16 protein-coding genes are annotated in these 19,783 nt (G+C 45.9%); 11 read left to right on the top strand and 5 right to left on the bottom strand.

Translation table 11 applies throughout. The annotated features are described in order from the left end of the window. Positions 1-56 precede the first annotated feature (56 nt). From AC23N5_RS07790 to AC23N5_RS07830, 9 genes are all read left to right on the top strand, one after another. On the top strand, positions 57-1,208 hold the full coding sequence (locus tag AC23N5_RS07790; RefSeq protein ID WP_487755107.1) for a hypothetical protein: 1,152 nt from the start codon (positions 57-59) through the stop codon (positions 1,206-1,208). Between the two features lie 16 nt (positions 1,209-1,224). After that, entirely contained in the window at positions 1,225-1,695 is a 471-nt protein-coding gene (locus AC23N5_RS07795) for a hypothetical protein (RefSeq protein ID WP_487755108.1), read from the top strand. A gap of 31 nt (positions 1,696-1,726) precedes the next feature. After that, positions 1,727-2,251: a hypothetical protein gene (locus tag AC23N5_RS07800; protein ID WP_183971789.1), complete on the top strand. Its 525-nt coding sequence runs from the start codon at positions 1,727-1,729 to the stop codon at positions 2,249-2,251. Positions 2,252-2,525: 274 nt separating this feature from the next. Then, positions 2,526-4,814, top strand: coding sequence for a glycosyl hydrolase family 95 catalytic domain-containing protein (locus AC23N5_RS07805; protein WP_487755109.1), 2,289 nt, complete (start codon positions 2,526-2,528; stop codon positions 4,812-4,814). Positions 4,815-4,879: 65 nt separating this feature from the next. Continuing rightward, entirely contained in the window at positions 4,880-5,656 is a 777-nt protein-coding gene (gene surE / locus AC23N5_RS07810) for a 5'/3'-nucleotidase SurE (RefSeq protein WP_487755110.1), read from the top strand. A 47-nt stretch (positions 5,657-5,703) separates the two neighbouring features. After that, the gene (locus tag AC23N5_RS07815; RefSeq protein WP_183971786.1) at positions 5,704-7,263 is read left to right on the top strand and encodes a GH3 family acyl-acid amido synthetase; all 1,560 of its coding nucleotides are present in this window, start codon (positions 5,704-5,706) and stop codon (positions 7,261-7,263) included. Between the two features lie 86 nt (positions 7,264-7,349). After that, positions 7,350-8,291 (top strand): threonine ammonia-lyase, encoded by a 942-nt coding sequence (locus tag AC23N5_RS07820; RefSeq protein ID WP_487755111.1) that lies wholly within the window; start codon positions 7,350-7,352, stop codon positions 8,289-8,291. Positions 8,292-8,644: 353 nt separating this feature from the next. Then, a complete protein-coding gene (locus AC23N5_RS07825; RefSeq protein WP_487755112.1) occupies positions 8,645-12,196 on the top strand; it encodes a carboxypeptidase-like regulatory domain-containing protein in 3,552 nt (1,183 codons plus the stop codon). A gap of 253 nt (positions 12,197-12,449) precedes the next feature. Next, entirely contained in the window at positions 12,450-12,506 is a 57-nt protein-coding gene (locus AC23N5_RS07830; RefSeq protein ID WP_487755358.1) for a hypothetical protein, read from the top strand. A gap of 241 nt (positions 12,507-12,747) precedes the next feature. Here the strand turns inward: AC23N5_RS07830 and AC23N5_RS07835 are convergent, their stop codons facing one another. Together AC23N5_RS07835 and AC23N5_RS07840 are read right to left on the bottom strand one after the other, a co-directional pair. Further along, positions 12,748-13,611: an RpnC/YadD family protein gene (locus AC23N5_RS07835; protein ID WP_487755113.1), complete on the bottom strand. Its 864-nt coding sequence runs from the start codon at positions 13,609-13,611 to the stop codon at positions 12,748-12,750. A 546-nt stretch (positions 13,612-14,157) separates the two neighbouring features. After that, positions 14,158-14,799, bottom strand: coding sequence for a hypothetical protein (locus AC23N5_RS07840; RefSeq protein WP_487755114.1), 642 nt, complete (start codon positions 14,797-14,799; stop codon positions 14,158-14,160). A 518-nt stretch (positions 14,800-15,317) separates the two neighbouring features. Between AC23N5_RS07840 and AC23N5_RS07845 the strand changes: the two genes are divergently transcribed. Next, entirely contained in the window at positions 15,318-15,911 is a 594-nt protein-coding gene (locus tag AC23N5_RS07845; RefSeq protein ID WP_487755115.1) for a MiaE family protein, read from the top strand. Between the two features lie 27 nt (positions 15,912-15,938). Next, positions 15,939-17,309, top strand: coding sequence for a S41 family peptidase (locus AC23N5_RS07850; protein ID WP_487755116.1), 1,371 nt, complete (start codon positions 15,939-15,941; stop codon positions 17,307-17,309). Positions 17,310-17,317: 8 nt separating this feature from the next. On the opposite strand, the gene AC23N5_RS07855 is transcribed toward AC23N5_RS07850, so the two are convergent. From AC23N5_RS07855 to AC23N5_RS07865, 3 genes are read right to left on the bottom strand one after another with little or no spacing between them, the layout of a single operon-like run. Then, positions 17,318-17,692, bottom strand: a complete 375-nt coding sequence (locus tag AC23N5_RS07855) for a hypothetical protein (protein WP_487755117.1) — start codon at positions 17,690-17,692, stop codon at positions 17,318-17,320. Between the two features lie 19 nt (positions 17,693-17,711). After that, positions 17,712-18,815: an agenet domain-containing protein gene (locus tag AC23N5_RS07860; RefSeq protein ID WP_487755118.1), complete on the bottom strand. Its 1,104-nt coding sequence runs from the start codon at positions 18,813-18,815 to the stop codon at positions 17,712-17,714. A gap of 36 nt (positions 18,816-18,851) precedes the next feature. Then, positions 18,852-19,775, bottom strand: a complete 924-nt coding sequence (locus AC23N5_RS07865; RefSeq protein WP_487755119.1) for a heme-dependent oxidative N-demethylase family protein — start codon at positions 19,773-19,775, stop codon at positions 18,852-18,854. Positions 19,776-19,783 lie beyond the last annotated feature (8 nt).

A 19,783-nucleotide genomic window follows, 5' to 3' on the forward strand; every position in this document is an offset into this window, starting at 1 on the left:
GCGTGCGTTGACCCACTACCTTTGACCCATCAATTCAACATAACTTATTGATTATCATGAAAAAGCTAACAACATTATTATCGCTCGTATTAGGACTTGTAATCATGACAGCAAGAGTTCACGCTCAAGAGAGACGCACTACGTTTGACCCCATCAAGCATGGTTTTAAGTTTTCCAACGAATTTCAAACCCAGATTCAAATTGCGGGTCTTAATGGCCCTCGTTTTGGAGGTCTGTGCGGAGGGATGGTTTATTCGGCACTCGATTATTACAAAAACAACCAGCCTATTCCAGCCCAAACCCACCGCCCTGCTTCGGGTACAACTTTGCACCAGTATATTTTGACGAGACAAAATAACTCTACTTTACTCAACGTCAACGGTAGCTCAAATTCCGATAAGTGGGCCGAACTGATTTTTAATCCATTTGGCTGGCGTACCAATGAATTTTTTAACTGGGGGCTGCAAGGAACCAATGGTGGCAGGATACAAGAATTGGTCGAAATGATGCGCTCAGGAAGCCCAGTTCCACTAGGGTTATTTAAAAGCGGAAATGGCGGGGTAGGCCCTCACCATCAGGTCTTGGCTATAGGGTATGATTTGGGACGTTACAAAGGGGATTTGGGCGATAATAAAGAAGATTTTAAAATCTTTATCTATGATCCCAATTATCCGAACGAAACACAGACGCTGCGCGTCAATGTTACCGCCCAAAATTACTACTATCAAGAACGTCCAGCGAATAAGTGGCTCACGTACTTCGTAGATAAAAAATATACCACTGTGCGTCCACCTGTCATTTCTCCAACCCCCTTGGCCAACGATGGATTGGTGCGCCAATTACTGATTGAAATAGGCACAGGTGGCGACGACTTGCGTGGCGGTAATGACAATGTCAATGTGATTGTAAAATATGCCGATGGGTCAACGGATGTGTATGCCAATATCAATAAAAATGTCCGTTGGATGGACAATTATACCGAAAATGTACCGCTGACCCTTCGCCGTGCAGCTCCATTGAGTCAAATCAAATGTGTGATGCTCCAAACTACTTTTGGAGGAGGAATAGGAGGAGATAATTGGAACGTCGATTTGCTTCGGGTGGTAGCCAAAAGCAGTGACCAAGAGCGTGTTGTATTTGCCCAGACAGGCCGCCCGTTGGTACGATTTGATGGAAATAATCGCCCTTTTGAAGCTACTTTTCGCTAAAGCTCCCTAATCAGACATGAAACATCTTCTCACCCTCGTTTGTGCCGTAGTAGGGTTGTTTTTAGAAAACAACCAGGCCGTAGCTCAGTCGCCCGATAGCCGTATTTGTCGCTGCTTTTCTGAGGCTGTTACCACCAACTTTATGCTGGGTTCTAAGGCAATTTATGGCACTGTTGGCGTCATGATTTCACGAGATTTAGAATTGCCGCCCAGCCCCACACAACCCGTACAATTTATTATACCTACACTGCCAGTGCGTTCGGGTTGTCAGGGGCATTTCTCACTGTACATTACCAATAGTCGGAATGAAGTGCTTTACAATCAGACTTCTACGAGCAACGAATTTCGATATACTTTTCGAAATGTAAACGAAACCTACGATGTCATGTTGATGGCAACGGGGAGGTCAGTCACAGGGCGTGATGGAAATTGCAGCCGTTCGATTCGTTTCACTGTTAAGCCGCGCGTGTTAGCTCCTCGTTCCTGAATTTTCTTTACTTTTAATAACAACTACTTCCATGAAGCCTTCATTTTTTTCTTGCATTCTCATAACACTTTTGGCAGTTTCTTCTGTAGTGTTTTCTCAAACGAGCCAAATTCAGCCTAAACTCGCCGACCCCTCCGCTGCGGTGATTCGGGGAGCCAATTCAGGTCGCTTAGGTACTATTGACCCTGCCATTGATGACATCCGTTTTTCATTTCTAAAACTTAATACAGGCGACAAAATTCGTGTTACAGTCACCGTCAAAAACTTGGGTTTAATGAATTATGAAAGCGGAAGCAACCAGCAAAATGTTCAGCTTTGGGAGGAATATAGCAGCACAAATCGAAAAATGGTAAAGCTATTTCCCTTTCAAAACCTCAATGCAAATGCCTCTTTTAGTTTTTCGTACGAGCGCCCCGCCTTCAAGCCAAGCGATGAATTTCCTCCTCAGTACAAGGCAATTATTGTATATGAGCCAGATATTTTGAGTGATAATAATACAAAAAATGACGATTCGAAGGCGTCTAACAATTCGATGACGAAACATCCGCGAGACTAAGGCGACTCAGCCTTGCAAAAAGCGTCGAGGAAACCACCTCGGCGCTTTTTTGTTGATAACCTAGCATAGGTGGTGGCAACTGCTTTTGGTTACTCATAGCAAGTGCTTTCGGTTAATTACAGCAAGTGCTTTCGGTTACTCCTAACCGAAAACCGAGGTTTCTCAAAACCTTGTTAGGGAGTTTCGAGCGCTTTAATATTTTTCTAATGTAAAAAATTGGGCATTGCTTGGTAAATTGGGGCGTTGAAGTCACTTTTAGCATAAACTCTGACCCATGTCCAAACGCTTTTTAGGGCTGCTACTGTTTCTTGTGGGTAGCCTACACACCACTATTTCGGCGCAAGTGTCGGCCAGTCACGACCTTGTTTTTGATAAACTTCCGACGCGTTGGGACGAGGCATTGCCATTGGGGAATGGCTTTGTGGGAGAGTTGATTTGGCAAAAAGATGATAAGCTGCGTTTTTCACTCGACCATGCCGAACTCTGGGATTTACGCCCGATGGAAGGCATGAAAAAGCCTGAGTTTACCTACAAGTGGGTTCAAGAACAAATCAAGAAAAATAACTACAAAACGGTACAAGAATACGGAGATGTGCCGTATGAAAAAGAGCCTGCTCCCAGCAAAATCCCTGGAGCCGCCCTCGAAATCGCTTCAAAAGAATGGGGCGCCGTAACCAGTGCGCGTTTGGACATTCAACGGGCGGTGGCAGAAGTAAAATGGGCGAATGGAGCGCGCCTTACTTCTTTTGTTCATGCCAATTTGCCGTTTGGGTATTTTCGGTTAGAAGGCGTCAAAGAGATTGATATTCAGCTGTTGGCCCCCAAATACGAAGGCGAAGTGGACAAAACAGCGGGCGGCTCAGTAGCGGGCGACGATTTGGCACGGTTGGGGTATAAACAAGGGAAAGTAAAACAAAACTCAAAGTCGGCGACGTACCGCCAAAAAGGTTGGGGCGATTTTGAATACGAAGTAAGTGTTCGTTGGAAAGAAGTGGCTGACAAAACGTGGGAAGGCGTGTGGAGTATTTCGGCGCATTACCCCAACAAGCCCAAAACACCTGCCAATGAGTTGACGGCCACGGCTATGTCGTACGAAAAAGCGATGCTTCCGCACTTGAGTTGGTGGAAAAATTTTTTGGGAAAATCAAGCCTCAAATTGCCCGACCCATTGCTCGAAAAACAATACTACCTCGAACAATACAAATTTGGCAGTACGGCCCGCAAAGGAGCGCCGCCCATTTCGCTGCAAGCCGTGTGGACGGCCGACAATGGCCGCCTTCCACCGTGGAAAGGGGATTTTCACCATGACCTCAACACGCAGCTAAGTTATTGGCCGAGCTATGCCGCCAATCACCTCGACGAAGCAATGGGCTACCTCGACCACCTTGATGCCAACCGCGCGGCGTACCGCGAATACACCAAATGGTTTTTTCAAACGGATGGTATCAACGTCCCAGGCGTAACCACGCTGACGGGCGTGCCCATGGGAGGTTGGATTCAATATTCTTTTTCTCCAACGGTGTCGGCTTGGTTGTCGCAGCACTTTTACCTTCAGTGGCGCTACAGCATGGACCGCCGTTTTTTGCAAGAACGGGCGTATCCGTGGTTTAAACAAGTGGCCACTTTCCTCGAAAAAAACACCATTCTCAACGACGATTGGAAACGCCAACTGCCGATAGGCTCTAGCCCCGAAATCAACGACAACCGAGTGACGGCTTGGTTTTCGGAAAATACCAACTACGATTTGTCGCTGATGCGTTTTGCGTTTGGCAAAGCCGAAGAACTAGCCACCGAACTAAATTTGACGCAGGACATGGCCCGTTGGAAAAAACTGAACAAACAAATGGCCGATTATGCCTTGTCAGACAGTTTGGAATTGAAGGTTTCTCCGTCGCTGGCGTATGCGCAATCGCACCGCCATTTTTCGCACATGATGGCGATTCACCCGTTGGGGGATATTCAATGGGAAAAGGGGGAACGCGACCAAAAAATCATCCAAAAAAGCATAGCCTTACTTGATTCTATCGGGCCCGATTGGTGGTGCGGCTACTCGTACGCGTGGCTAGGAAGCCTGAAAGCGCGTGCCAAAGACGGCGCAGGGGCGGCCAAAACCCTCCGAACGTTTGCCTCGGCTTTTTGTTTGTCCAACTCGTTTCATGCCAATGGTGATCAAACCAAATCGGGTTTGTCCAAATTTACCTACCGTCCGTTTACCTTAGAAGGAAATTTTGCCTTTGCGGCGGGAGTTCAAGAAATGCTTTTACAGAGTTATTCGGGAGTAATTAGCGTGTTTCCTGCCGTTCCTGACGATTGGACTGAGGCATCTTTTCGTGACCTACGCGCGGAGGGGGCGTTTTTGGTAAGTGCCACGCGGACGGGCGGAAATGTGGATGAAATTCAGCTGTATTCAGAAAAAGGCGGTGTGGCTCGCCTGAAACTTCCTTTCAAAACGCATCTTGTAAAAGTACAACAAGGAATGATTGTGAAGCCCATTGATGAAACCGAAATTGAAATAGTAGCACAAAAAGGGGGAAAGATAGTATTGAAAAATGGCTACGAATAGGCCAGCATAAAAATATGACGATTTGTCCGTAACTTTGCCAGCCTTTAAACGAGCGATTATTGAATATGTATTCCCCAAAACCACTTATATTGGTCAGCAATGACGACGGTATTACCTCATTAGGAATCAGGACGTTAGTAGAAGTAATGCAGGAGTTAGGAGAAGTGGTGGTGGTTGCCCCCGATAGCCCTCAGTCGGGCATGGGACACGCCATCACCATCGGAGAGCCGCTTCGACTACACGCTACTCCCATTTTTGAAGGCGTAAAAGCCTACGAATGCAGCGGCACTCCTGCCGATTGCGTAAAATTAGGCAAGCACTATGTCCTCAAAGACCGTACGCCTGACTTGGTCGTAAGTGGTATCAATCACGGTTCAAACACCTCGATAAGTGTCTTGTACTCAGGGACAATGTCGGCGGCGATTGAAGGAGCCATCGAAGGAATTCCGTCGATTGGTTTTTCGCTTTGCGACTTTGCGTCTGACGCGGATTTTTCGCACGTTAGGCCGTATGTAAAACAAATCGCCAGCAATGTTCTTGCCAACGGACTACCAAAAGGGGTAGCGCTCAACGTTAATTTTCCGAAAAAATCGGAAGAAACCTTGAAGGGAGTACGTATTTGTCGCCAAACAAACGGCAAATGGCAAGAAGAATTTGACAAAAGAAAAGACCCACACGGCCGTAGCTATTTTTGGCTATCGGGCAATTTCGTAAATTTCGACGCAGGTCAGGAAGATACGTGCGAGTGGGCACTAGAAAATAACTACGTGTCGGTAGTTCCGTGCCAATATGATTTAACAGCCTACGAAACCATGAAGCTCATGCAGCAATGGCAATTCTAGTCTAACCTATAAAGAAAAGATACACAACACTAAAAACCCCTGATAGCATGGCACTTTTGGGAAACTTGTTAAAAGGAGGAATCAAGCTCTCAACTCGTATTCAGAAAGAAAATGTAGATTTTGCTAACATACAGCGTAAAACCCTGAGCAAGCTTCTTGCCAAGGCTCGTTATACGCAGTTTGGTGAAAAATACCAGTTTGAGGACATTCTCAACGCAGCCGTTTTTGACGAAAGCAAAACTTTTTACGAAAAATATAAAGAATTTGTTCCCGTTCACAACTACGAGAAAATCTACCGTGAGTGGTGGAGCATGGCGCGGGAAGGCGAGAAAAACGTCTGTTGGCCTGGGCGGGTTAAGTATTTTGCGTTGAGCTCAGGAACATCCGAAGCCGCTTCAAAATACATCCCCGTGACGAAAGCCATGGCCAAATCGTTTCGTAATACGAGTTTGCGCCAAATATTTTCGCTGGGACGCTACGAAGAAATTCCGAGTGATTTGTACGAGAAAAGTTTCTTCCTCGTTGGCGGAAGCATCGACCTGACGGCCATCGACGAAGGCCGTTTTGAGGGAGACGTAAGCGGTATCAACGCCAAAAACATTCCGTTTTGGTTTGAACGCTACTACAAGCCAGGGCGCGAAATTGCCCGCGAACGCGATTGGTCGCGTAAGCTCGAAAAGATTGTAGAGGAAGCCCCAAGCTGGGACATTGGTTTTATGGCGGGGGTGCCTGCGTGGCTTCAAATCATCATGGAAAAAATCATTGAGCGCTATAACCTCGATACCATCCACGACATTTGGCCCAACCTCACCGTTTTTGGTCACGGAGGGGTTTCGTTTGAACCTTACCGTGCAGGTTTTGAGAAACTTTTGGCGCGTCCATTGATTTACATCGACACCTACTTGGCTTCGGAAGGGTTTATTGCTTTCCAAAACCGCCCCCACGCCGATGGGATGCGCTTGGTGCTTGACAATGGCATTTTCTACGAATTTGTGCCTTTTAACGATAAAAACTTCAACGAGGACGGTGAGCTAATTTGCAATCCCGAAACGCTGATGATTGACGAAGTGGAAGAGGGCGTGGACTACGCACTTTTGCTTTCTACTTGCTCGGGGGCGTGGCGTTATTTGATTGGCGATACGGTCAAGTTTGTCAACAAAGAACGCGCCGAAATCGCCGTGACGGGTCGTACCAAGCATTATTTGAGCCTTTGTGGTGAACACCTTTCGGTCGAAAACATGAACAAAGCCATTGAATTGACGGCCGAAGAACTCGACATTACCATCAAAGAATTTACCGTAGCGGGCATTCGTTCCGATTCACTTTTTGCGCACCATTGGTATATCGGTACCGACGACCACGTGGCTCCCGAAGTGTTGCGAGAAAAAATAGACGGACACCTCAAAGTGTTGAATGACGACTACGTGGTAGAGCGCCGCCATGCGTTGAAAGATGTGTTGGTGACGGTCGTTCCTTCTAGTACATTTTACGGCTGGCTCGAAGCCAAAGGGAAAATGGGGGGGCAAAACAAAGTCCCGCGCGTATTGAAGAAAAACTTACTAACCGACTGGGAAAGCTACCTCCAAAAGCAAGGTCTAACTGTGTAAAAGTTAGTGTGGAGGGTTGCTCCCAACCCGACTTTTGCTAGAGCGCTTTATAAATAGAAAAGGAACCCAAAACACACCGTTTGGACATGATACCTACCCTTAGCATTATCCAAGCCGCCCACGAGCGCATTCGTCCGCACGTACACCGCACGCCTGTGCTTACGTGCCAAACGATTAACCGAATGAGTGGGGCAGAGATTTATTTTAAATGCGAAAATTTTCAAAAAATTGGCGCCTTTAAAGCCCGTGGAGGGGTAAATGCGGTGTTATCGTTAAGTCCAACGGAGTTAAAAAATGGCGTGACAACGCATTCGTCGGGCAACCATGCCCAGGCGATTGCGTATGCCGCAGGATTGGTAGGAGCCAAGGCGTACATTGTGATGCCTCGCACGGCTCCCCAAGTCAAAAAAGACGCCGTACGTGGCTACGGTGCTGAGGTAATTGAATGCGAACCCACGCTTGAAGCCCGCGAAAGTACCGTGGATGAGGTGATTGCCAAGTACGGCGCCACCATGATTCACCCCTTCAACGACTACCGTGTTATTGCAGGACAAGCCACCGCTACCAAAGAACTTATCGAAGATTACGGTAAGTTTGACACCATCATGGCGCCCGTGGGCGGTGGGGGATTGCTCAGCGGCACGGCCTTGGCAGCACATTACCTTTGCCCCACGGCCGAAGTCATTGCGGGTGAACCCGAAGGGGCGGCCGATGCGGTATTGTCCTTCAAATCAGGGCGGATTGAAAAAGCGCCTTACATCAATACCATCGCCGACGGACTGATGACTAATTTGGGGGATAAAACCATCGAAATCATTCGTTTGCACGTCAAAGATATTCTTCTTACGTCCGACCCCGAAATCATCGCTGCCATGCGTTTGATTTGGGAACGGATGAAAATTGTGATTGAACCTTCCTGCGCCGTACCTTTTGCGGCCTTGCTCCGTAACAAAGAGCGTTTTGCGGGCAAAAAAGTAGGCATCATCCTCACAGGCGGCAACGTGGACTTGGGGAAATTGCCGTTTTGAGAGTTGGTTGAACGTATCAAAACAAAAAGCTAGTATTTATTGCTCCAGAGGAGCTACATCTTAGTAGCAAGAATGAATCAGGTTCGAAATCAAGCCCCATCGGGGTGTCCTCTTTCTGAGCATCGGTTGCGCCGATGGGTTTTTCGGGGGAGGTTTTTTGTCTTTTTCTACTAAGATTTAGCCTCGCTGAGGCTTTTTTGTTTTTAATACGCTTAACCTGTCCCCTGAGTAAAGATGAAGATTTTAAAGCTTTATTAGCTAGGTTTTCAAACTAGCTTGAGAATTGGTGAAATTTAAAAGAGCGAGTTGAACTACACCATTGATTTTCATACTTAACCAGCCATTTTACAACCATGCGTTGCTCGCTCGTTACCGCTTGGACAACTATTGTCCTACTGATACAAGCATCCCTTTTTGTTCATGGACAAACCACCGCCACACTCACTGGCCACGTAGGAGATGCCACCACGGGAAAGCCCATGCCGTTTGCCAACGTATATGTGAATGGTAGCACGCGAGGAGCGGTGACCGACGAAAAAGGAGCATTTACGCTGGTTGGAATTCCGCTGGGTACGGTTGAAATTGTGGCTTCTTTTATTGGGTACGAATCCGAAAAACGTACGTTCAGGTTTGACAATGCCTCTCCCCAAAAAGCTGATTTTCGGCTAAAAGCAAGTGCACAAACCTTAGAAACGGTCATAGTACGGGGCAATCAAAAGCAACGAGAACAACAGCTACGTCAGTTTAAAAAGGAGCTTCTCGGTGAACCATTTGGTGGGCAGTGCCAGCTTGTCAATAGTGATGTGCTGTATTTTAACGAAGAGAACAATCACCTGTATGCGACGGCCAACGAGCCGTTAATGATTGAAAATCAGGCGCTGGGCTACCGATTGGTATATGATTTGCAACATTTTGATGCTGCGGCTTCAGGAAAGACGTATTCGGCGGGGACTGCGCGTTTTGAAGAACTAAAACCCGAAAGTGAACGGCAAGCCAATCGGTTTCGGCGCAATCGGTTAGCGGCCTACCAAGGCTCTATTCGGCATTTAATGGCCAGTTTGGTCGATAATACGTTTGAGCAGGCGGGCTTTATGGTTTTTCAGGAAGATGTCACTAAACCAATGCCCGCAGACCGTAAGTCCATTACGCTCGCCGCCGCCATTAGCGAATACAAGCGTTTGATTCCAGTCAAGGCTGCTACGTTGATTCAACCTGGAAAGATATCGACCGAACGCCGATTGGTTTCGTCCATGAAGCTCATTGTATTTTACAGGAATGCCTCTTCCAACTTTTCACCTTATCCCGATGCCCGTTACGAATACACCGAAATATCGCTCCCCAGCGGATACCTACAACTGGCTACCAATGGGGTGATTACGAAGCCTGAAGGAATGGTGGCGCAAGGCTCGATGGGCGATGACCGACTCTCGACCATGCTGCCCGCCGAATGGCAACCCGATGCGAATGCGAAGGAGTCACTTACAAACGATCCGTTGGCAATGCAGGGAAAAATTGCCCTACCTGATTCCAGCCTAAAACGCATTACTGCGGCTTTCAGTGAACGGTTTAAGTTGCTGGCTCCTACCTTGTTTGTACATATTGACAAACCCTTTTACGCCACTGGAGATCGGCTCTGGATGAGTACGTATTTACTCGACGCGGCCAACCATCAGCGGGCCAGTGGCGAAACGGCCATCCATGTGGACCTGCTTACGCCATCAGGCAAACTGGTGCAGCACCAGTGGGTGCGCATCGTGGAAGGACGTGGCGAAGGTAATTTCCGCTTGTCGGATACGCTCATGACGGGAACCTATCACCTGCGCGCCTATACCGACGAAGACGATGCCCAGCGACGCCCAGCGTTTGAGCGTTCGGTGACGGTCTATAACCTGCTTCGGAATAACAACGCAGCCATGCCTAATGATACTATCCCCAAGTTACTAGACATTCAGATTCTGCCAGAAGGAGGGCGTTGGATTTTGGGATTACCAGCACGTTTGGGCGTAAAAATTCTACAGCCCAATGGACACGGCTTGGCTATTTCGGGACGTATTGTTGATGATTTGGGAGTGGAAGTCGTTGGGTTTAAAACCAATCAGCAGGGGATGACGAGCGTGTTGCTAGAGCCCAAAGCACAGCGGACTTATTACGCCAATTTAACCTATAACAACCAGCCGCAACGTGTTCCATTGCCCAAACCAGAAATGGAGGGGCTGTTACTTTCGGCTGATGCAACCACCGACACCACCCGTCTAATGTTGACCATAAGGAGCTCGAAACGTACTGTAACCGACTCTGCCTATGTGATAATACAGCAGCACGGTCGGGTGATTGACCAGCGAAAAATTCTTTTGCAAAACGGCGTGGCGAAGATAAACTTGCCTATAACGACTTGGCCAGCAGGGTTTGCACAAATCACCCTGTATGATGCCGTCGGTAAGGCCCAGGCCGAACGATTGGTATTTGTCCCCGAATCTACTGCGCCAGTCCGTGTAGTGACGAGCTTGAACAAAAGCCGCTATCAGCCACGCGAGCAGGCCATTTTGAGTATCAATTTGAGTGATAATGGAGCACCAGTGTTGGCCGCTTTATCAGCCTCGATTACCGATGCCGACCAAGTGTTTGATGATACCGCCGAAGCTAACATTCACACCCACTTATTGCTGACGGGCGAGCTTCGAGGGCGTATCGAAACCCCCAACCAATATCTGAAGAATCGCTCTACGGAAACCCTGCAAGCACTGGACGACCTACTGTTGACGCAGGGCTGGCGACGCGTTAGTGGTACGCCCGAAACAGAACAGTTCGGTGGTGTATCGCTCAAAGGCCGTATTCTAAACGCTAAAAATCAACCTATTCCTGGGGCGAAACTCACGGTAGTATCGACAGGCACTGGCAAGTCTTTTGTAGGAACGGCAGGGGCTGACGAGCAGGGGCACTTCCGTCTCGTAGGAATGGCGGCGACTGATACGCTACAGTTAATGGTGCAAATTACGGATGAAAAGTCAAGAAAACTTTCTGCCAAAGAAGCCTTTTTGGTCTTGGAAACGTCGAGTAGTCAATGGGAATCGGGGCGCATAACAGCGTCACCCGATTGGTTAATGTTGCGGGCGGAATCGAAAGCGGCTCGGATTCGACAGGAGTCCAACGTTGATTTTTACCGTGATAAAACGGCTCAAGTCTTGCAGGAAGTGACGGTTCGAGCGCGTAAAATCGAAGAAAGACCTGAGGATGTTCAACTGCGGAGTTTGCACAATGCGGCCGATGCCGTTGTTGTGTTCGACGACAAGTCACCCGTTTTTCAAAATCTGTACGAAATGATTCAGGGACGGTTGACGGGCGTGACCGTTCAACGAGAAGGGGTGTCCCAAGCGCGTAGCTACAAAGTATTTATGCGGGGGGTAAATAGTTTCAAAAGCGGGATGCAACCCTTGTATTTGATAGATGGCGTGCCCATAGAGGACCGCGATGGAACCGCTTTGCTGTACTATAATGCAGGAGACATCGAACGCATCGAAGTGCTAAAAAATGCGGGTACTACTGGGACATACGGGGTTCGAGCGGGCAATGGGGTCATTGCTTTTTACACCAAACGTGCTCGGTCGATGCAGAAAAATTCTAAAACGAACGAAGGAATGACGCCAATTCAGTTCATTGGTTATCCGTCGGTACAACGCGAATTTTATGTGCCTCGCTACGACGCGGAGGCAGCAATAGGAAGTACTTCAAAGGTGGATTATCGGGATGTTTTATATTGGAAACCCTTAATGCAAACCGACGGACAGGGACGCAGTCAGTTGCGTTTTCCGTTGTCAGACGTAGTACGGACGGTGCGCGTGGTCATACAAGGAGTTACCGCCGACGGTCGTCCAGTGGTGGGCGTTCAGTTAATTCGGGTTCAATAACAGAGGGATTTATTTGCACCGAACGGGTCTAGACTCACCCCTATCATTCATTTTTTGTTGAGTTGGTATAAATGTTATCAACTTCTTCATTCTTTGATTTTTGTCCTTGTTAATGTCGTAATATTTTTCAGCCCATCTTCCAATCATTAAGGGCAGAAAACAAGCAATTAAGTCAAATTACGACTTTGATTGAAGCGGGGAAGATTCGTCCTATTTAGATAAAATCTTTCCTTTTGAGCAAACGAATGAGGCAATGGCTTATGTTGAATCGGGCCGTGCAAAAGGGAAGGTTGTTGTGAAGGCGAAATAGTTTGTCTATGCAGGGGCTTTGTAAAATGGCAGCTTTATGTTTCGGGTATTGAAGAAGTGGGTTAGAAGCATAAAAGCCCAATGTAGGGCTAATGTTGAAAGTAGCACAAGGCTGAATTACTTACGTCAGCCACTTTTTTATAATCGCATCGGCGAACCGATACAATGTTGGTGCTGCTGTCGCACTGGCGACCCCATTCATTCTCCAGTCAAGTGTCTATGTGCAAAAAGTCCACAAGTGTTTACTTACCAGTAAGTTGTCTCTGAATAGACTTAACAAAGTCCACTGTAACGCCAGCCACTTTTGCGATTTTGTCAAGGGAAAAATCCGTCTCTGTCAAGAGGTTTTTAACAAACTTCGTTTGTTCACGTTCTTGTCCACGAAGATAGAGAACGTCTCTTTCTTCTTTGATATATTCTGCGATGCTGTCCATAGCGGTTTTTAAATTTAGTTCTAAGTTACGAAGTTGAGCCAACACACGCAACTGATTAAAGTATCTATTTAACGAAAAATCACCTTTGGTAGTTTCTTTGATACGCACAAGTATCTGTTTTAGTGCATTTTCTGGGTTTTCGCCCTTGAAATTTGCCAAAATGCCTAATATGATTTCTTCAGGTTTGTCCGAACGTAGGAAAATCTGGTAGTCAAGTGTCGCAAGCGAAACAAGTGGATAGCTGAATTTCAACCGTTCTCTGTCAAGTTCGGTTGGCATTTTTGGATTGTCCGCCCCAAGAAAAATGACAAATTGCTTTACAGGTAACTCATATTTTCTTTCAAGCATGATAAAGTATTCTGCCATTCGATAAACCATTTTTGGTTCATCTTTCACTTGAAATTCAATTTGCAATACGAAAGTATCACCTTTGGTGTCAGTTACTTTTTTGAGTACGTCGGGTTTTCGTTCTTTGGTGTGTTGAATGTCATCAGGCAGTTCTTCCATAGAAACAGCCGTAATTTCGAGTACATTTTGCATGATACTTGAAATTACGGCTGCTTCGGCAGTGCGATTCGATATTCTCTTTAAAAATTTTGTCGTATTGTCCAGATTGCCGCTCACTTGATTGGCGTTTTTTCTTTTTTGCTTCCATGAAATAAAATTAATCATAATGAAGCATTTTTGAAAGATAAATTATTGTTGGCCTGAAAAGCAGAACGCCACGCTGGGAAGGCCGTTACAGTGGATTTTATAGGCCATTAAGTAGCTAATCAAAAGTTTTTGAGTAATACAATGTAGCCTCGGTAGAGGCGCAACATTTGTAGTAGCAGCAGGAGTTTTTTTAAATTTTTGCTTCGGAGAAGCATAACAAAAGCCAACGAGTTATGCTTCTCCGAAGCAAAAGGATTCTAACTTTATGGGCGGATTACTACTACAAAGGTTTCGCTTCGCCGAAGCGAAATAAACTATTAATACACTAAAATTTATGCGCAACTACTTAATTAGATATGCTACACCAATTCATAAAAAAATCCCGATCAAATGATCGGGTTCAAAAAAGAGAAATCCATTCAACGATAAACACATAAAAAAAAGGGTTTGGTCACCACTCACCGCCAGGCTTGCCGCCCGCCCGAGTTTCCCGAACGCTTTCGCGATTTCATGGCTGGTTTTCAGGCACCACGAAACCTTAGTTATTAGCCACAGCTTTTTGTCTCATTTTTGAATATCAATTTTGTCAATAATTGCTGAATAGTACTTTTCTAACATTTTTACGTTTCCAATTCTTTCAGATGTATTTTCATCATTTTTATCAGTATAAACAAGCCATTTATGATGTAATTCATTGAATATTTTTGTGCCATTTTCTGTCAAATCATTATTTAAAAAGTTCATATGAAGTATTCTACCTTGTTTATCTATTGGGTTAATTTTTAAAAGACCTTTGTCATAACAAAAACGTAGAAAGGTGATATGTAAGTCATATATTTTTTCGATAGTGTCTGAATAATTTTTATTTACTTTGAAAAGATAAGAAATGTCGATAACGAAATTCTTTTGGAAATATAAATCGTCATATGTCGTTCTGATCGCTTTTTCTAACAATTCCTTATCCTCTGTATCTTCGATATAAATTAGCTTGTAATATCCCCAATCAAAAGATTTTTCTTGAACTGCATTTGGAAAGAGTTTATTCAGATTTTCCGTCGATACTAATAGCAGTTTATTGTCATAAAGTACACCTATTCTTTTTCCATCTTTATACAAAACATAGTCGCTGAACATCTGTTCAATCATTATATTGTACACGCCTTTCGTTTGCTTGTATATAAAGTCTGCGTATTTTTTTGTCGTCATTTTTTTACTAGGCATTGTCGGTCTTTAAAGTTGCAGCCAACTCCTAAAGTGGCGCAATTTTATACGCCTTCTCTGCAATATAAACACTTTAAAAGTGAAATGCAAACTTCGATAATTTTCTTGTAATGGTTTGAATTTAAGTGATTTATGTGGCAATTTGGTTGTTTTAGCTTTTAATATACGCTTAAACAATCCAATATACGTATTGCGTGTTGTGATAACTGGGCATACGCCGTGGCCTATGTAGGGTGCGTTAGTGTGAGTTTTGAGCAGACTGGCCAAAATCGTTGCAGCCCCGAAAACGTAAAGCCACTGATAAGCACATACAAAAGTAAAAAAAGACGTCTTTTCATTGAATCTTGGGAGGGCTTGCCTCTTTTTCAAAGGCAATGTGTCGTTTGAAAAAAGAGAATTTTCTAATTTTGTACGTGCGTTAGAGCACCAAATTAAACCATTCTAACTTATAATTGCGAACCCCTTATTCGACATTCTGCATTCAAAAACTCGTCATTTAAAAAATGTCTCTCACTACTCTTGGACTCGAACTACCTACCGATCCGCGTTGGGTCAATATCGCCGAAATGCAGTTGGAAGAAATTCTCGTAGATCATGCTTATTGCGAGCAAAAAGCAGCTTCGGCTTGTATTTCGATGATTGTGCATTTTCCCGAAAAAGAAAAATTGGTCGAAGTAATGACGCCCGTCGTTGCCGAAGAATGGGCGCACTTTCGGATGGTTTTGAAAGAACTCCACAAACGCGGCTATAAACTCGGGCGCGCTCGTAAAGACGAGTACGTCAACCGCCTGCAAGAAGTGGTGAAGAAAAAAGGCGACCGTGACGAAGTGTTTCTCGACCGCCTTTTGTTTTGTGCGCTCATCGAAGCTCGAAGTTGTGAGCGGTTTAAATTACTGTCACAACATATTTCCGACGAGGGACTACGGAGCTTTTATCATGAGTTGATGATTTCGGAGGCAGGGCATTACCGAAACTTTATCGAATTGGCCGAAGAATACCTCCCCGCCGAAAAAGTACGCGAACGCTGGAAACAACTCTTGGCCGAAGAAGCCAAAATCATGCAAACCCTCGAAGTGCGTGGTGACCGTATGCACTAAGTGCTAGAACTAATCCAAAAATCAGCTATGAAACGTTTATTGTGTTTGTTTTTTGTGGTGCAAAGTTGGGCGGTGAGTGCCCAAAACTGCGATTGTCGCACCAACCTTGACTCCTTAATTCAAAAAATAAGTACCGATTATGCAGGGTATAGCGACAAAGTTAGCACCTCCAAAAATCGCCTTGCGTACGCTCGGATGGTGACGCAGTTGCGTATTCAGTCGATGCGCAGTCCGTCGCGGGCGGAGTGTTTTGATATTTTGGCTACCTATATCAACCATTTTCAAGACAAACACCTCCAAATAGGCGTTTATAACAAAGAACATGTTGCGAAGATTTTTGACCCACTTACTGAAAGTCAGGCGCGCCAGCTTACCCAAAAAGTACCTAGTTCGTCGCCCGAAGGGATTTGGTGGCATGATGAGAAAAAGCTCAAAATTGCGATTGTCAAAGACGGCAAAACACCCGATGCTTACAAAGGTATTGTACTTGAAAGTGCCGATACGACCTACAAAACAGGCCAGTTGTTTTCCAAAATCAGGAAAAATGGGACATTTTACAACGTCCACGAATTTGGCAGCTATTTGCTCAGCCTCGACCCGCGCGCGAAGTTTCAAGGGAATCTTTTTTACAATTATTTTCCTTGGAAACGACTCTTCCCGCACAATGCAACCCCTGCTGAAGAACAGGAGGTAGCCACTTGGCAAAACGGAAACAAAGGCTTGGCGTGTTGGAAGCCTTCACCCAATGTAGTGTGTGTACGAATCCCCACGTTTGGGATGCAATGGAGTCAATTTGAGGTATTTATCAAAAAGAACGACTCGCTCATTCGAGCTACTCCGTACTTGATTATTGATGTACGCAACAACGGCGGCGGCAATTTTGGCATGGAATTGCTATTGCCTTATCTATACACCAAGCCGTTTGTGGTAAAAGGAGGGCTGATGCAAGCCTCCATCAACAACAACCGCGTTTTTAGCAGCGATTATAGCAGTGACAGTACGTTGTTACGAAAATTACGCCAAAATATCGGTGCGTACGTTCCCCAGCCCGACTTCCCTGTGAGCTACGAAGCGGCCTTGCCCAATCCTAAGAAGGTGGTTGTTTTACAAAACGCACTGTGCGGGAGCGCCACCGAATACTCGATTCAGGTGGTCAAGGATTTTGAAAAAGTAATCACTATGGGTGAAAACACGATGGGGATGATGGACTACGGTGACCTGCGCCAACCTACCCCCATTCCGTGCCCCGATTTTACGTTTGTGATTCCTATTGTCAAATCTTCGTGGACAGACACTGCCCCCATCGACCAAACGGGTATTGCCCCCAAAATTCAGCTCAAGTCGCCCGAATCGGATTGGTTGGGTGAGGCAGTCAAGTACCTCGAAAATCAGAAATAGGTAACATGCTATTCGCGGATTTCTTTGCCTTTGACGGTCATTTCCCAGTCACCGAGGGTACCGTACAATACCAACGAGCCAAAGCGAAACTTGTCCACGATTTCGGTGCCTTCCGATACGCTGTCGTAAAAATCTTTATCGACGGGAAGCTCAAATTCGATGGCATTTATGGCGTTCCGAATGTGCTTTTTTACGCTCAACGAAAAGCTAGCCTGTTTCAATTTTAGCTTGAGGATGTACTTGGGCTTTTTGGCGGCATTGAGCAAGTCGAGTTGTGCTTTTAAATCGGTGTTTTCTTTGCGCAGGCGTTCCAACTCTTCGGAGTTTCCGCAGGAGGCCAACAGACCTACACACACAAGGGCAAGTAAGAGAGATTTGTACATGGGAGGTGAATTAATTGGTTTATTTTTTAGCTCGAATGTTGGAAGGGGCAACCCATTCGTCCCACTCATTGCCGTAATCGTTGTAATGAATATAGTGTAAACACGAATACGTTTTTAAAACTTTGGCGGGATACCATTTTTTGTCGTCGGCATAATACACCTCAACGGAAGAACCTACGGGGTAGCTTTTGGGACAAACGAACGGTTTTAAACGCGAAGACGCTACCCAATCGGTTTCGTTGTTGGTATAACTGTAAAAACGAACGTTGAACTTCTTTCCTGCGTCACTGTCCACGACAAATCCCAGCCAATCGGTACCGTCATAATCCACTTGGACGCGCTGACCAATCCGTTTGTCTTTTTTGGGAGAAACGTTGCTGCTGATGGCCCAAGTGCGCAAGGTTTCGGGGACAAAATAAGCCGCTTTTTGTCCTTCTACAATTGCCATTTCTTCGTCGATGTAGTTGGCGAGTTCACTCAGTGTAATTTTACCGTTTTGGTCGGTATCCACAAACGATTCTCCTTTTAGACCGTACAACAATGCATTGGAAAAAGTCCAGTTGCCCGTCGAGACATTGGTGGGAACGACGGAGTTGAGCGCGACATAATTGCGTTGGGGAAATTTACGAACCTCCTGCGACAACCCGCCCGAGTTACAACAATCGGCGGTAAAGAAAGCCGTATTTCCCGCAAAATTATCGTTAACAGTTCGTACCATTTCTTCGACCGACCAGTCGGTACCTTGGTAGCTGGCAAAGCAGACTTTTTTGGCGTCGTTTTTATAACCGTGCCCGCAGTAGTAAAAAAACAACACATCGTTGGGCTTGGCCTGGCGTAAAAACGGTGCCATCGCCGCCCGAATGGCTTTGGTGGTGGCTTGTTGGTCTTTGAGGTAGAGGATTTGTTCGGAAGGTACGCCTTGCTTTTGGAAAAATTGAATGATTTTAGCATCGACGCGCCCTTTTTTCTCAAAAGAGGCAAAGCTATTGGCATCGGCCCATTCCAACACGCCAATCATACATACCCACGTACGTTGCGGCTCAAAACTAGATTTAGACTGGGCTAGACTTGTTAGGGTAAGAAGGAAAAAGAGGCAGTAAAATTTCCAAAAAAGTTTTTCCATTTGGTTAGTCCAAACCTATCAGGTTTCGTTTACGGTTTAATTTGATTTTAAATAGGTCATCAATGCTTCCTCAAAATACGGAATAGCCTTATAATGAATTACTTCACGCGGAGCACTTGCCAAAACTTGGTACATCCGACGCGCGCGGTCGGGGGCTTTGGCTTCGTTGGCGAGGGTATTTTGATAAGTATGAATCCCAAATAAAATATACCCCGAACGAGGCAAACGCGTCAACGTTTGGCGTTCTACGCGCAGGTACAACCGTTCGCCGAGGGTGTCGGGGGTGAGGGTAGGGCCTACTTCTGCCAATTCTTTTCGCGAAGCCACAAAATACTTCGACGACATATCTAATGCGTTATGAATCTTGAAATTCCAGTTGAGACGCCACACGGGCCGATGGGCAATGATGCGTTCCATGAGTTTTTGGGCAGTCAACATCATGGAGCCGAGTACTTTCGGGATGTGCGTATGAATGTCCAAAAACGATTTGCCAAATTTTTCACCCAAATCCCAGTCGTTGGGGAAGCACAATTGGCCCGCTTTGAGCGAGACGGCTTCGTCGTTGGCCATCAGAAGTAAATCTTCTTGTACTTGGCGACCCACCCAATCGAGGGGTGAGAAAGGAAGGCTACTATTGTCTTCAAATACAAATGAAAGCTGTTCGTCCAAAAGGCGGTTATGCCAATGCCAAAGGTCGCCTTCTATCGTCAACTGAAAATGCTGAGGATAGAAGGCCGCCAGCGAGTGAAGCACTTTTTCGAGCACCTCCCACTGTGCCAAAAGGGTTTCGGGCAGTGCGTCGAAATAATAACCGTGGTCTTCGGCAAGTAGGCGACGTTTTTCGGTTATTTCGGCCACATAATGCTCATCTACTTCTACCAGCGGGTCGGTTTCTTTGAGGGGGAAAGTGCCCATGGTAAAAGAATAACGTTCCTCAAACGGAAAATAAGGCAGTAGCATAAGCGTAA

It is taken from the genome of Runella sp. R5_40, from assembly GCF_057652295.1.

Excerpts from the sequence above, each read along its gene's own strand:
- AC23N5_RS07835 (WP_487755113.1), bottom strand. The coding sequence starts at position 13,611 with ATGATTAATTTTATTTCATGGAAGCAAAAAAGAAAAAACGCCAATCAA.
- AC23N5_RS07800 (WP_183971789.1), top strand. The coding sequence starts at position 1,727 with ATGAAGCCTTCATTTTTTTCTTGCATTCTCATAACACTTTTGGCAGTT.
- AC23N5_RS07815 (WP_183971786.1), top strand. The coding sequence starts at position 5,704 with ATGGCACTTTTGGGAAACTTGTTAAAAGGAGGAATCAAGCTCTCAACT.
- surE (WP_487755110.1), top strand. The coding sequence starts at position 4,880 with ATGTATTCCCCAAAACCACTTATATTGGTCAGCAATGACGACGGTATT.
- AC23N5_RS07840 (WP_487755114.1), bottom strand. The coding sequence starts at position 14,799 with ATGACGACAAAAAAATACGCAGACTTTATATACAAGCAAACGAAAGGC.
- AC23N5_RS07795 (WP_487755108.1), top strand. The coding sequence starts at position 1,225 with ATGAAACATCTTCTCACCCTCGTTTGTGCCGTAGTAGGGTTGTTTTTA.
- AC23N5_RS07825 (WP_487755112.1), top strand. The coding sequence starts at position 8,645 with ATGCGTTGCTCGCTCGTTACCGCTTGGACAACTATTGTCCTACTGATA.
- AC23N5_RS07790 (WP_487755107.1), top strand. The coding sequence starts at position 57 with ATGAAAAAGCTAACAACATTATTATCGCTCGTATTAGGACTTGTAATC.
- AC23N5_RS07865 (WP_487755119.1), bottom strand. The coding sequence starts at position 19,775 with ATGCTACTGCCTTATTTTCCGTTTGAGGAACGTTATTCTTTTACCATG.
- AC23N5_RS07805 (WP_487755109.1), top strand. The coding sequence starts at position 2,526 with ATGTCCAAACGCTTTTTAGGGCTGCTACTGTTTCTTGTGGGTAGCCTA.
- AC23N5_RS07820 (WP_487755111.1), top strand. The coding sequence starts at position 7,350 with ATGATACCTACCCTTAGCATTATCCAAGCCGCCCACGAGCGCATTCGT.
- AC23N5_RS07855 (WP_487755117.1), bottom strand. The coding sequence starts at position 17,692 with ATGTACAAATCTCTCTTACTTGCCCTTGTGTGTGTAGGTCTGTTGGCC.
- AC23N5_RS07850 (WP_487755116.1), top strand. The coding sequence starts at position 15,939 with ATGAAACGTTTATTGTGTTTGTTTTTTGTGGTGCAAAGTTGGGCGGTG.
- AC23N5_RS07860 (WP_487755118.1), bottom strand. The coding sequence starts at position 18,815 with ATGGAAAAACTTTTTTGGAAATTTTACTGCCTCTTTTTCCTTCTTACC.
- AC23N5_RS07845 (WP_487755115.1), top strand. The coding sequence starts at position 15,318 with ATGTCTCTCACTACTCTTGGACTCGAACTACCTACCGATCCGCGTTGG.